This window comes from Sphingopyxis panaciterrae, from assembly GCF_011762125.1.
Lineage (GTDB): Bacteria > Pseudomonadota > Alphaproteobacteria > Sphingomonadales > Sphingomonadaceae > Sphingopyxis > Sphingopyxis panaciterrae.
Map to the genome: position 1 here is coordinate 1,648,561 of NZ_JAASQN010000001.1, position 12,586 is coordinate 1,661,146.

General features: G+C 64.4%; 14 protein-coding genes. 4 read left to right on the plus strand and 10 right to left on the minus strand.

Features of this window, described 5'->3' with window-relative positions:
- Positions 1-120 precede the first annotated feature (120 nt).
- From FHR22_RS07605 to FHR22_RS07615, 3 genes are all read left to right on the plus strand, one after another.
- Positions 121-558 carry a response regulator gene (locus tag FHR22_RS07605; protein ID WP_166940535.1) on the plus strand — a complete coding sequence of 146 codons (438 nt, stop codon included), beginning with the start codon at positions 121-123 and terminating at the stop codon, positions 556-558.
- A gap of 118 nt (positions 559-676) precedes the next feature.
- Positions 677-2,074: an MFS transporter gene (locus FHR22_RS07610; RefSeq protein ID WP_166940537.1), complete on the plus strand. Its 1,398-nt coding sequence runs from the start codon at positions 677-679 to the stop codon at positions 2,072-2,074.
- Positions 2,075-2,080: 6 nt separating this feature from the next.
- Positions 2,081-2,824 carry a tetratricopeptide repeat protein gene (locus tag FHR22_RS07615; protein ID WP_166940539.1) on the plus strand — a complete coding sequence of 248 codons (744 nt, stop codon included), beginning with the start codon at positions 2,081-2,083 and terminating at the stop codon, positions 2,822-2,824.
- On the opposite strand, the gene FHR22_RS07620 is transcribed toward FHR22_RS07615, so the two are convergent.
- The 9 genes from FHR22_RS07620 to purB all read right to left on the minus strand — a co-directional run bounded on the left by FHR22_RS07620 (position 2,821) and on the right by purB (position 10,804).
- A complete protein-coding gene (locus FHR22_RS07620; RefSeq protein WP_166940541.1) occupies positions 2,821-4,170 on the minus strand; it encodes a bifunctional folylpolyglutamate synthase/dihydrofolate synthase in 1,350 nt (449 codons plus the stop codon). The two genes, FHR22_RS07615 and FHR22_RS07620, sit on opposite strands and share 4 nt — an antisense overlap.
- Before the next feature lie 146 nt (positions 4,171-4,316).
- On the minus strand, positions 4,317-5,168 hold the full coding sequence (accD, locus tag FHR22_RS07625; protein ID WP_166940543.1) for an acetyl-CoA carboxylase, carboxyltransferase subunit beta: 852 nt from the start codon (positions 5,166-5,168) through the stop codon (positions 4,317-4,319).
- Entirely contained in the window at positions 5,165-5,953 is a 789-nt protein-coding gene (gene trpA / locus FHR22_RS07630) for a tryptophan synthase subunit alpha (protein WP_166940545.1), read from the minus strand. Before trpA ends, accD begins: the two co-directional genes overlap by 4 nt.
- Entirely contained in the window at positions 5,950-6,264 is a 315-nt protein-coding gene (locus FHR22_RS07635; RefSeq protein ID WP_243853508.1) for an endonuclease domain-containing protein, read from the minus strand. Before FHR22_RS07635 ends, trpA begins: the two co-directional genes overlap by 4 nt.
- A 113-nt stretch (positions 6,265-6,377) precedes the next feature.
- Positions 6,378-7,643 carry a tryptophan synthase subunit beta gene (trpB, locus tag FHR22_RS07640; protein WP_166940549.1) on the minus strand — a complete coding sequence of 422 codons (1,266 nt, stop codon included), beginning with the start codon at positions 7,641-7,643 and terminating at the stop codon, positions 6,378-6,380.
- Positions 7,640-8,269 (minus strand): phosphoribosylanthranilate isomerase, encoded by a 630-nt coding sequence (locus tag FHR22_RS07645; protein WP_166940551.1) that lies wholly within the window; start codon positions 8,267-8,269, stop codon positions 7,640-7,642. Before FHR22_RS07645 ends, trpB begins: the two co-directional genes overlap by 4 nt.
- A gap of 110 nt (positions 8,270-8,379) precedes the next feature.
- Positions 8,380-9,054 (minus strand): orotidine-5'-phosphate decarboxylase, encoded by a 675-nt coding sequence (gene pyrF, locus FHR22_RS07650; RefSeq protein WP_166940553.1) that lies wholly within the window; start codon positions 9,052-9,054, stop codon positions 8,380-8,382.
- Entirely contained in the window at positions 9,051-9,350 is a 300-nt protein-coding gene (locus tag FHR22_RS07655) for a LapA family protein (RefSeq protein WP_341786573.1), read from the minus strand. The genes pyrF and FHR22_RS07655 overlap by 4 nt, the downstream gene beginning before the upstream one ends.
- A gap of 143 nt (positions 9,351-9,493) precedes the next feature.
- Entirely contained in the window at positions 9,494-10,804 is a 1,311-nt protein-coding gene (purB, locus tag FHR22_RS07660; RefSeq protein WP_166940558.1) for an adenylosuccinate lyase, read from the minus strand.
- 479 nt (positions 10,805-11,283) lie between these two features.
- Between purB and FHR22_RS07665 the strand changes: the two genes are divergently transcribed.
- On the plus strand, positions 11,284-11,745 hold the full coding sequence (locus FHR22_RS07665) for an EF-hand domain-containing protein (RefSeq protein WP_166940560.1): 462 nt from the start codon (positions 11,284-11,286) through the stop codon (positions 11,743-11,745).
- A gap of 67 nt (positions 11,746-11,812) precedes the next feature.
- Here the strand turns inward: FHR22_RS07665 and rnk are convergent, their stop codons facing one another.
- Positions 11,813-12,241, minus strand: a complete 429-nt coding sequence (rnk, locus tag FHR22_RS07670) for a nucleoside diphosphate kinase regulator (protein WP_166940562.1) — start codon at positions 12,239-12,241, stop codon at positions 11,813-11,815.
- Between the last annotated feature and the right edge of the window lie 345 nt (positions 12,242-12,586).

Genomic DNA, 12,586 nt, shown 5'->3' on the forward strand with positions numbered 1-12,586 from the left:
AACTGTTGCGTTGTGATCACGCTCATAGCCGGAAAAGTGTCGCTTCGTCGATGGCAAGCAGAAGCGATCTTGCGGGAAAGGCCGGAGCGAGTCATGGCGACGATGTCAAAGGGAGTGTTTATGCTCTTCGTCCACCGCCCGTCGTGCATCAAGCGGCTGCTGATCATCGAGGATGATCCGCTGGTCGCGTTCGATAATGAGCGGACGTTGCAGCACAGCGGTTATGACGTCGTCGCAACGGTCGATTCGGGCGAGGCGGCGATCGAGCTCATCGCTTCCGAACAGATTGATGCGCTGGTCCTCGACCTGGGGCTCGCCGGGCATATGAGCGGGCGCGAAGTCGCCAGGATCGCACATGACCGCGGCATCGCGGTGCTGCTGGTGACCGGGGCGCCGCCTGAAGATGCCGGCGACATCGCGCTCGCCTGCCTCAGCAAGCCGCACAGCGCTTCGGCTTTGATCGGCGCCCTTCGCGCGGTCGAAGGAATGATCTGCAAGAATAAGGCGCCGCGCAAGGTCGCCGGGTTGCAGACCTACTGGCGTCCCGAGGCCGCCTGACACGCACGTCCCGGCGCATGATCGCCAATTAGCCGCTTCCAATTTGAGGGCGAGGCTTTAGGCCGGACTCCCATCGGGCAACGGTGCGGCGACAAGCGCACCCGGGAGGAAGTTCAGCATGGCAACAGAAGCGGCTCTGCCGGCGGCGAAGGGGTGGAGCGAAAGCGTCCGCCCCTATCTCGAACGTGCACCGCTCGCGGCGTTGCTGCTGGGGATATCGTCGGGTTTCCCCTATGCGATGATCGGCGCGACACTGACGACGCGCCTGTCGCAGGATGGCTTCGAAAAATCCTCGATCACCGCCTTTTCGCTGGCGTTCCTGGTCTATAATCTCAAGCCCCTATGGGCATGGGTGATCGATGCGGTGCGGCTGCCCGGCATCGGCCGCCTTGGCCAGCGCGTTTCGTGGATCGTGTTGACTGCGGCGCTGGTGATGCTGGCAGTCGGCAATCTCGCGCTCGTCGATCCGCAGCATGTCGGTCAATCGCCGGTCGGGCAGTTCATGATATGGTTCGGGCTGGGCCGTGAAGGCGAGTTCGCCGCGCTGTTCGAAATGGCAGTCGGCGCGGTGCTCGTCGGATTCGCGGGCGCGACCTTCGACGTCGTGATCGACGCCTATCGCATCGAGATTTTGAAGCCTGAGCAATTGGGCGTCGGATCGGGCATGTCGCAATATGGCTGGCGTATCGGGTCGGCGGGTGCGGGCGCACTCGCGCTGTTCATGGCGGCCCGGCAAGGCTGGGAGGCCGGCTATCTGGCCTGCGCGCTGTTCGCGCTGCCCGCGGTCATCGCGGCCTTCTGGGTCGGCGAGCCCGAACGGCATCGCGAGGCGGTGAAGCGTGAGGGGCGGCCCGGGATCGTGGCCGGCATCGTCGGTCCGTTCACCGAGTTTTTCAGCCGCCATGGCGCATGGCTGGTGCTGCTGTTCATCCTGCTCCACAAGATCGGCGACACGCTGGCGAACCTGACGCTGCGCCTGCTGCTCAATGATCTGGGTTTCAGCAACGACGAAATCGCCATCTATGACGTCGGCATCGGATTCTGGGCCTATCTGATCGGCATTTTTATCGGCGGCATCATCTACGCCCGGCTGGGGATGAAGCGATCGGTGCTGATCAGCCTGATTCTGATGGCGATCAGCAATTTCAGCTTCGCGCTGCTCGCGGCAGCGGGGCACAGCAATTGGGGTCTCGCCGGCGCGATCGGGTTCGAGAATATCGCAAGCGGCATTGGCGGCGTTGTCGTCGTCGCCTATTTCTCGGCGCTGTGCGACTTGCGCTTCACCGCGGCGCATTATGCGCTGATCAGTTCGGCGGCGAGCATCGTCGGGCGCTTCCTGACCGGCACCACCGCGGGCGCGATGATGGAGCAGTTCGGCAATGTGAATTTCTATCTCTTCACCGTCGTTGCGGCGTTGCCGGGAATCATCCTGTTCTGGCTGATGATGCGCAGCGGCCTCGTCGATTCCTCGGTGGGTACCGCAGGAACGGCGCGCGAAGGCGACGCGCAGGCATAGGTCATCATGCACTGGTTCGTCATCTCGATCGCGCTGCAATTGCTTTGCATCGTCCATGTGTTCCGCACCGGGCGCAACACCGCATGGATCATGGCAATCGCCTTCCTGCCGATGGTCGGTATCCTCGCTTATTTTATCGTCGAGATCATGCCGAACCTGCACCGCGACCGGCGCGTACAGGACGCGCGGACGAAGATTGCCGACAGGATGGATCCCGAACGCCGCGTGCGCGATGCAAGCGAGGCGGTCGAGTTCAGCGATACGGTCGGCAACCGGATGGAATATGGCGATGCGCTGATGGCGCGCGAACGCTATCGGGAGGCGCTCGACCAGTTTCGCGCCGCCGAACGGCGCTCACCGCATGTCGACCGTGCAATCGGGATGCGGATTGCCGAAGCGGCCTATGAGGCTGGACAGGGTGCCGAAGCGCTGGCGGCGATCGACCGGCTTCCCCAAACGATCTCGCGTACCGACCTCGACCGGCGCGACCTGCTGCGCGCCAAGATCGCCGAAGCCGATGGCCGGGCGCAGGACGCGCTGGCGATCTATCGCGACATCGTCGACCGCGTGCCGGGCGACGAGGTGCGGTGCCGCATGGCAGCGGTGCTGATCGCCGAGGGCGACAGGACGGGCGCGCGAGCCGTACTGCGCGAGGTCATGCAGCGCATAAAGCGTACACCGCCGGTCACGCTGAAGGCCGAGGCGGCGATGTACGACTGGGCGAGGCGGATGCTGGCCTCGCTGGATTAGGCAGGCGGTTCGTCGTTCAATTCGAGCGCTTGCCCCACCAGATAGAGCGATCCGCCGATCAGGATATTGCGCGCCGGGCCGTCGGCCGCCAGCGCGCGCAGCGCCGACGGCAGGTCGTTCTGCGCCGAAACCTGCGCGATGCCCGTATCGCGGGCGATCTGCGCGAGGTCGGCGGGATCATGATGATCATGGCCCGGGATCGGCACCGCGACCAGCCTGCCGACATGCGGCGCGAGCACTGCCAGAAAGCCCGCAGCATCCTTGTTGGCGAGCATGCCGAGAACGAGGTCGATCGGCTCGCGCCGTGCCAGCGTCGGGCCCAGGAAGTCCGCCAGTTGCAGCGCGGCGTCGAGATTATGGCCGCCATCGATCCAGACATTATGCTCGGCGGGCATCAGCGCGGTCAGCGGCCCGCTGCCCAGCAACTGCATGCGCCCCGGCCAGAACGTATCCGCGACGCCGCGCGCGATATCGGCATCGGCCGGGCGCGGTCCGGGGGCGAGGCGCAGCATCGCGATCGCCAGCCCGGCGTTGCGCCGCTGGTGCTGGCCCGCCATGCGCGGATGCAACACTTCGGCGATTGCGTCCGACGTCGAGGACCAGCGAAAGCCGTCGCCTTCGGGCTCGGCGTTCCAGTCGCGGCCTTCGGCGAACAGGGTTGCGCCGGCAGCGGCGGCCCGCCCGGCAATGACGTCCATCACCGCGGACGGGTAAGACAGAGCTGCGACGCGCGTGCCCGGTTTGATGATCCCGGCCTTTTCCCACGCGATGCGTGCGGCGGGTTCGCCCGGTGTCCCGGCTTCGGGCGCGAGCAGGAAGGCCTCATGATCGATGCCGAGCGAGGCGATGCCGCACATCGCGGGGGCGGGAATGATGTTGGTCGCATCGAGGCGGCCGCCCAGCCCGACCTCGATAATGACATCGTCAGCGGGAGTACGCGCGAAAGCAAGGAAAGCGGCAGCGGTGGTGACTTCGAAGAAGCTGGCGTGGAGATCGGCCGCGGTGTCGAGCACCTCTTCGAGCAACGACGCGAGCAGGGCATCGTCGATCAGCGTACCGGCGAGCCGGATCCGTTCGTTGAAGCGGACGAGGTGCGGGCTGGTGTAGCTGTGAACGCGGCGTCCCTGTGCTTCGAGAATCGAACGGAGGAAGGCACAGGTCGAACCCTTGCCGTTGGTTCCCGCGACATGGAAGGTGCGCGGGAGCTTGTCCTGCGGATTGCCGATGCGCGCGCAGATTTCGGCGATGCGCTCGAGGCCGAGAATATCGCGGCCCGGCGACAGTGCGGCGAGGCGGTCGAGCTGGGTCTGGACGGCAGGGTCTTGGGAGTGGGCGTGGTCGGGCATCGTCGAGCCTTGATCGTGAAACTGTCGTCCAGCATCTCTCATTTTCGTCAAGCCGGACTTGATCGGCATCCTTGCCGCGCCCGTTGCATGGACCCCGGATCAAGTCCGGGGAGACAAAATAAGAAACGTTGCGGTCTCGGAGGAGACTAAGCCGCCTTCTCTGGCGCCAGATAACCGATCAGCCGGCCGAGCGTTTCGGGAAGCTCCTTCCGGTGTACGACCATGTCGATCATCCCATGATCGAGCAGATATTCGGCGCGCTGAAAGCCTTCGGGCAATTTCTCGCGGATCGTATTCTCAATCACGCGCTGGCCCGCGAAGCCGATCAGCGCCTTGGGTTCGCTGATCTGGACGTCGCCGAGCATCGCATAGCTCGCGGTGACGCCGCCCGTCGTCGGGTCGGTGAGCAGCACCACATAAGGAAGGCCGGCACGGCGCAGGCGCGCAAGTGCGACGGTCGCGCGCGGCATCTGCATCAGCGACAGCGTGCCTTCCTGCATACGGGCGCCGCCGGCGGCGGTGATCGCCATATAAGGACAGCCGCGCCGGATCGCTTCCTCGACCCCGGCGACGAAAGCTTCGCCGACCGCGACCCCCATTGACCCGCCCATGAAGGCGAAATCCTGCACCCCGATCACCACCGGCTGCGCCGAGATGCGGCCGAACGCATTTTGATAGGCGTCGCGGTCGCCGGTCTGCGCGCGCGCCGCCTTGATCCGGTCGACATATTTCTTGGTGTCGCGGAATTTCAGCGGATCCTCGGGCGCTGCGGGCGCCGCGATCAGTTCATGCAGCCCGCCGTCGAACAACTGGGCAAAGCGTTCTTTCGCGCCGATACGGTCGTGATGGTCGCAGCGCGGGCAGACGTTGAGATTATCTTCCCATTCCTTGACGAAGACCATCTGCTGGCACTGGCGGCATTTGTGCCAGAGATTGTCGGCGGTATCGCGCTTGGCGGCGAAGGGCAGGGCGTTGCGAACGCGGTCGAGCCAGCTCATGCGGCGATCTCCTTTGCGCCGTGAATAGCATCGGCGAGCAGGCGGGTGAAGGCTTCCACATGCGGCGCGGCATTGTCGCCATGTTCGGCGATGATGTCGATGAAGGCCGAACCGACGACGACGCCGTCGGCGACCCTGGCGATCTGGGCCGCCTGATCGGGGGTACGGACGCCAAATCCGACCGCGACGGGCAAGTCGGTCGCGGCCTTCAGCTGCGCGACCGCTTCATCGATGCTGGCCTGCGCGGCCTGCTGCTGCCCGGTGATGCCGGCGACCGAGACATAATAGAGAAAACCGCCCGCGCCGTTCAGCACGTCAGGCAGACGTGCGGCGTCGGTGGTCGGGGTGGCGAGGCGGATCAGGTCGACGCCCGCACCGCGCAACGCAGGGCCGAGTTCGGGGTCTTCCTCCGACGGAATATCGACGCAGATGATGCCGTCGACCCCGGCCTTTTGGCATTCGGCGGCAAACCAGTCGCCGCCGCGGATCGTCATCGGATTGGCATAGCCCATCAGGACAAGTGGCGTTTCGGGATGGCGGCTGCGGAACGCGGCGGCATAAGCGAAGATGTCGGCGGTCGTCGTGCCTTTCGCGAGGCTGCGCAGGTTCGCGGCCTGGATCGCGGGGCCGTCGGCCATCGGATCGGTGAACGGCATGCCCAGTTCGATCACATCGGCCCCGCCCGCCACGAGCGCGTCGAGGTTCGCGGCGGTGTCGCCGTCACCCGCGGTGATGAAGGCAACAAGCGCGGGGCCCTTGGAAAAGGCCGAAGCGAAGCGGGTCATATAGCCCTCTCCCCTTCAGGGGAGAGGGTTGGGAGAGGGGAATGACCGGCAAACGAGGATAGCTGCTCCAGCACGCCCGTCATGTTCGTCATCACATCGCCATTGGTAAATCTGATCACTCGGTAACCCTGTTCTTCAAAATATTCCGTGCGGGTGCGGTCGTAGGCTTCTTGGCTGCCGTGCGTGTCGCCATCAACCTCAACAACAATCATCGGTGCGCGGGAAGAGAAATCGGCGATATACCGTCCGACAACCTTCTGCCTGCGAAATTTAATCCCTTGAAAACGCGCCGCGCGAAGTTCGAACCACATGCGGACTTCCGGTTCGGTCTGTTCGCGTCGCATTCGCTTCGCAAATTCAACCAGTCTCCAATCCCGCATATGTCCCCCTCTCCCAACCCTCTCCCCTGAAGGGGAGAGGGCTTTTAGAGTTCCACCCCCAATGCATCCGCCACGGTGAAGATGTCCTTGTCGCCCCGGCCCGAGCAATTGACGATGATGATCTTGTCCTTGCCCAGCGTCGGCGCGATCCGCTCGGCAGCGGCGATCGCATGCGCACTTTCAAGCGCCGGGATGATGCCTTCAAGCTTGGTGAGTTTCTGAAAGCTGGCCAGCGCTTCTGCGTCAGTCACGGGCTCATAGCGGACGCGGCCGATTTCGTGGAGCCAGCTATGTTCGGGACCGATGCCCGGATAGTCGAGACCGGCCGAAATACTGTGCGCCTCGGTGATCTGCCCGTCCTCGTCCTGGAGCAGATAGGTCTTGTTGCCATGCAGAATGCCCGGGCGCCCGCCGGCGAGGCTGGCGGCGTGCTTGCCATCGAGCCCTTCGCCCGCCGCTTCGACCCCGATAATCTCGACGCCTTCGTCGTCAAGGAACGGATGGAACAGGCCGATCGCGTTCGATCCGCCACCGACGGGGGCGATCAGCATGTCGGGAAGGCGGCCTTCGGCTTCCAAAATCTGTTCGCGCGCCTCGATACCGATCACCGACTGGAAATCGCGAACTAGTTCGGGATAGGGGTGCGGGCCGGCGACGGTGCCGATGATGTAGAAGGTGTCGTGGACGTTCGCGACCCAGTGGCGCAGCGCCTCGTTCATCGCGTCCTTCAGCGTCTTCGCGCCGCTCTCGACCGCGACGACTTCGGCGCCGAGCAATTTCATGCGGAACACGTTGGGCTGCTGGCGCGCGACGTCGACCGCACCCATGAAGATGGTGCAGGGCAGGCCGAACAATGCGGCGACGGTCGCGGTCGCGACGCCATGCTGGCCGGCGCCGGTTTCGGCGATGATCTTCGTCTTGCCCATCCGCTTGGCGAGCAGGATCTGGCCGATGCAATTGTTGATCTTGTGTGCGCCGGTGTGATTGAGGTCCTCGCGCTTGAGGTAGATTTTCGCGCCGAGGTCTTCGCCGGCGCTCGCGCGCAGATGCTCGGTCAGCCGTTCGGCGAACCACAGCGGGCTCGGGCGGCCGACATAATGCTTCAGCAGATAGTCGAACTCGGCCCTGAAGCTGTTGTCCTGCTGCGCGGCACGATAGTGACGCTCCAGATCGAGGATCAGCGGCATCAGGGTTTCGGCGACGTAGCGGCCGCCGAACTGGCCGAAATGGCCGCGGGAGTCGGGCTGGTGTCGCAGGCTGTTCGCCTGCGGGGCGGAGCCGGTGCGAAGGCTGTCGGGTGCGTGAGTCATCGACCCGCCGCTTTAAGGAAAGCCGCGATCTTGTCCACATCCTTCACGCCCGGCGCGCTTTCGACGCCCGACGATACATCGACCAGCGGCGCGCCTGTTGCCGCGAGCGCTTCAGCGACATTGGCCGGGGTTAATCCACCGGCGACCCCCCAGTCCATCACATGGCGATGATTGATCAGCAACGACCAGTCGAAGCGCGTGCCGGTGCCGCCGGGCAGCGCCTGCGCGGGCGCGTCGAAGAGCAGGCGATCGACGACGCCGCGATATTGCTGGCTCCGTTCCAGTGTTCCCGCATCCTTGAGGCCGACCGCCTTCCATGTCTCGACCCGCGCATGCTGCTTGACCGCGCCGATCCATTCGGGGGCTTCGATGCCGTGAAACTGGATGATGTCGGGACGCACTTCGTCATAGGCCTTGCCCAGCAATTGCGGCGAGGCGTTGACGAGCAGCAGCGCGACCCTAACCCGTTCGCCGGCGTGCTGGCGCAATGTGGCAGCGGTCTTGAGGTCGATATAGCGCGGGCTCGGCTCATAATGGTTGAGGCCGATATGCGTCGCGCCGTGACGGATGGCGGCATCGACCTCTTCGATCGTCTTGAGGCCGCAGATTTTGACGAGAGGGGGCATGAGTTGGTCTCTATTGGTGCCGTCATCCCGGCGAAGGCCGGGATCTCAACGGTGCGCCGGAGCGCGACGGCGAGGTCCCGGCCTTCGCCGGGATGACGGATGGGGCGTCTTTAAAGAGTCGCTTCGATCTCGCGTGCGGCGAGGTCGGGGTCGGACGACTGGCTGATCGGGCGGCCGACGACCAGGATCGACGCGCCGTCGGTCATCGCCTGCGCGGGCGTCACGATGCGCTTTTGATCGCCGGCATGGCCGTTGGCGGGGCGCACGCCCGGGACGACGAAAAAGCCGCCGGGCCACGCCTTGCGCGCCGCTTTCACTTCCTGTCCCGAACAGACGATGCCGTCGACCCCCGACTGGCGCGCGAGCGCGGTGAGGCGAACGACCTGATCGTGCGGAGTGCCACCGACGCCGATGTCGTCGAGATCGGGGCCATCAAGACTGGTAAGCACGGTTACTGCGATGATCTTCGTGCTCGTACCCGCCGCCGCTTTCGCCTCTTCGAGCATCGCGCGGCCGCCTGCGGCATGGACGGTCAGGATCGCGGGCTCGAGCGGACGCAGCGCCTGGATCGCCTTGGCAACCGTGTTCGGAATGTCGTGCAGCTTGAGATCGAGGAAGATGGGAAGGCCAAGCTTCGCCATCTCGTGCACGCCGTGGTGGCCGTTGGCGCAGAAAAATTCGAGCCCGAGCTTCAGCCCGCCGACATGGTGCCGCACCTTCTGCGCCAGCGTCATCGCGGCATCGAGGTGCGTGGTGTCGATGGCGAGATAAAGCGGCGAGCTCATGGGGTCTCCAGTGGCGATGGCGGAATGTCGTTGACGGGCGCCGATGCGGGCGGTGCGGGGTCGGCGGGGCGGTTCGCCAGCGCGCGCAGGTCGGCCAGTTGCCGCTCGCTGCTGTCGAGGCGACGGTTCAGTGTCCAGCGCGTCGCGCGCAGCGCGATCCACGTCGGAATGCTGCCGAGCAGGAACGCGATGAAGATCAGCATCGGCAATTTGGTTTCCAGATCCTGCCCCGGCCAGATGCGCACGGTCACCGGAATCCAGTTCGCCATCGCGAAAACAACGAGGACGATCGTCACAATGACCCAAATAATAGTCCGCAGGATTCCCACTTGCCTTGCTCCTCGGTCGGTCTTCGATCGACCCTAAGCCAGATTGTCGCGGGTTTCCAGTCCCCGGCCATCCCCAATCCCTGACAGACGGGGCAGGCCGGGGAGAGCGTTCAACCGAACACCCGCGCGAAGATCGTGTCGACATGCTTCATATGATAGTCGAGATCGAACAGCGCGGTCAGTTGATCGGCCGACAGCTTCGCCGTCACGTCGGCATCAGCCTTCAGCAGTTCGAGCAGCGACAGCTGGCCATCGCTTTCCCACACGCGCATCGCGTTGCGCTGGACGAGCGCATAGCTGTCCTCGCGGCTGGCGCCGGCCTGGGTGAGCGCCAGCAGCACCCGCTGCGAATGGACGAGCCCGCCCATGCGGTCGAGGTTCTTCTGCATCCGTTCGGGGTAGACGAGCAGCTTGTCGATCACCCCGGTCAGACGGCCGAGCGCGAAGTCGAGCGTGATTGTCGCGTCGGGGCCGATGAAGCGTTCGACCGACGAATGGCTGATATCGCGTTCGTGCCACAGCGCGACGTTTTCGAGCGCAGGGACGACCGCGCTGCGAACCATGCGCGCAAGGCCGGTAAGGTTTTCGGTGAGGATCGGGTTGCGCTTGTGCGGCATCGCCGACGAGCCCTTCTGGCCGGGCGAGAAATATTCCTCGGCCTCGAGCACTTCGGTGCGCTGGAGGTGGCGGACTTCGGTGGCTAGGCGTTCGATCGAGCCCGCGATGACACCGAGGGTCGCGAAGAACATGGCATGGCGGTCGCGCGGAATAACCTGCGTCGATACGGGCTCGATCGACAGGCCAAGCTTGGCGGCGACATGTTCCTCGACGCGCGGGTCGATGTTGGCGAAGGTGCCGACGGCGCCGGAAATGGCACAGGTCGCAATGTCGGCACGCGCGGCGATCAGGCGCGTCTTGCAGCGGTCGAATTCGGCATAGGCTTGTGCAAGCTTCAGCCCGAAGGTGACGGGTTCGGCGTGAATGCCGTGGCTGCGGCCGATCGTCGGGGTCAGCTTATGCTCGATCGCCCGCCGCTTGATCGCTTCGAGCAGCGCGTCGAGGTCAGCGAGCAATATGTCGGCCGCCTGGCTGAGCTGAACAGCGAGGCAGGTATCGAGCACATCGCTCGATGTCATACCCTGATGCATGAAGCGCGCTTCGTCGCCGACGTTCTCGGCAACCCAGGTCAGAAAGGCGATCACGTCATGCTTGGTCACGGCCTCGATCGCGTCGATCGCGGCGACGTCGATGACCGGGTTTGTCGCCCACCAATCCCACAGCGCCTTGGCGGCCGATTTGGGAACGGTGCCGAGCTGTGCGAGCGCATCGGTGGCGTGCGCTTCGATCTCGAACCAGATGCGAAACCGATTCTCCGCCGACCAGATAGCGGTCATGTCCGGTCGAGCGTAGCGCGGAACCATTGAATTTCCTTCCTTTTGTGACGTTTCGTCGAAGAAACTGTCCTGAATTGCGACGGAGCGCCCCCTAGCAGGGACAGACTGTTTCGCCAATCGCGCCGCGCACGCAACTTTCGGTAAATCGGACGAGTTGACCCCATGCCCCATCAGAAAGGCGGCGGGTCGCAACACCGCAAGCTGTCGCCACTACAGGAGTAATAAGGTGATTAAACAAGTACTTTTGATCGGCGCGGCAGCAATCAGCTTCCCCGCATTGGCGCAGACGACCGAGCCCACGGACAGCGATCCGGCGCCGACCACGCAGTCGGAACCCGCACCCACGGCAGAGCCGGCCCCTGCGCCTGCTCCGACCGACAGTACGGCCCCGACCGAGGATCCGGCCCCGTCCGATGCGGACAAGGAAAAGGCGGACCCGACCGACGGTACCCCGCCGGCTGACCCGGCTCCGGAGCCCGAATCGGCTCCCCCGCAGGAGTAATCTCATGCTGAAACAAATGCTTTTGATTGGCGCCGCAGCGGTGAGTTTCCCCGCTCTGGCCCAGAATACCCCTCCGGCAGCGGACCCGGCCGCACCGGCAACGTCGCAGCCGGCTCCGACCGACCCGACGGCGCCCGCACCGGCACCCGATGCATCAACGCCGCCTGCCGGTGATCCGGCCGCACAGCCGGCACCTTCGGGAACCGCCGCTTCGCCGACGCAGGTCGCGCAGATCGTGGATCAGGAATTTCCGACCTACGATGCCGACAAATCGGGCGAACTCAGCGACGCGGAATTCGCGTCGTGGATGAAGAAGCTGCGGACCGCGACCGACCCCTCGGTCGATCCCGAATCGGCTGATGTGAAGACTTGGGTTGGCCAAGCCTTTACGGCCGCCGATGGCGACAAATCGGGTCAGGTCAGCAAGACCGAACTGACCGGTTTCCTGTCGCGCGGCGCTGGTTAAACAGCGTCCCTGACTGGGTGGTGAAGCCGTCGGAGCGATCCGGCGGCTTCGTCGCGTTTATGACAAGCTATTCCGCCAACGAGGCGGGCGCCGGTGACGGTTGGCGGACTGCGGTAATCGTCAGCCGGTGGTCGACACCGCTGCGATCAGGCCACGAGATCGACTGGCCCACCGAAAGACCGATCAGTCCTGCGCCGATCGGCGTCAGGATCGATATCCGGCCCGTCGATATGTCCGCATCGCCCGGATAAACGAGGTGGACCACCCGTTCGGATCCCGTCTTTTCATCCAAAAATGCGACTTCGGAACCCATTGTCACGACATCGGCCGGTATGTCAGCGCGGCTGCAGATGCCGGCACGGTCGATTTCGCCGAGCAACAATTCGTAAAGTCGCACATTATCGCGCTGTTTTTGAAGGGTGAGTTCGGTCAGGGCGTCCGCTTCGCTATCAATCATGCGGATCTTCGGCCTCGCGGCCGCTTTTCTTTGGGTCATGGCACAGGCTTTCCAGCTGACGCGCGATTTTCGACCGCGCGAATCTCTATGGATGGAATTCGCCCCGGGTTCGGGGCGACGGCGCCGGGAACCCGGGGCTAGATGCCCGCGAGAAGCTGCCCCCCATGGAAGCGAAAAAGGCTGCGCTGAACCTGCATGAACTGATGATGTCGCGGGAGGGGAAGGAAGTCAAATGCAGCTGGGTCCTGAGCCTGGGTCGCGTGACAAATTCGCAACTTGTCGAACGTCGGCTTTGGGGTGGATTTGAGACATTCCCCTCCCTTTTAGGGAGGGGTTAGGGGTGGGTCGCGAGCGCAGCGAGCAAGAGGAAGAGCGCCGCCTTCG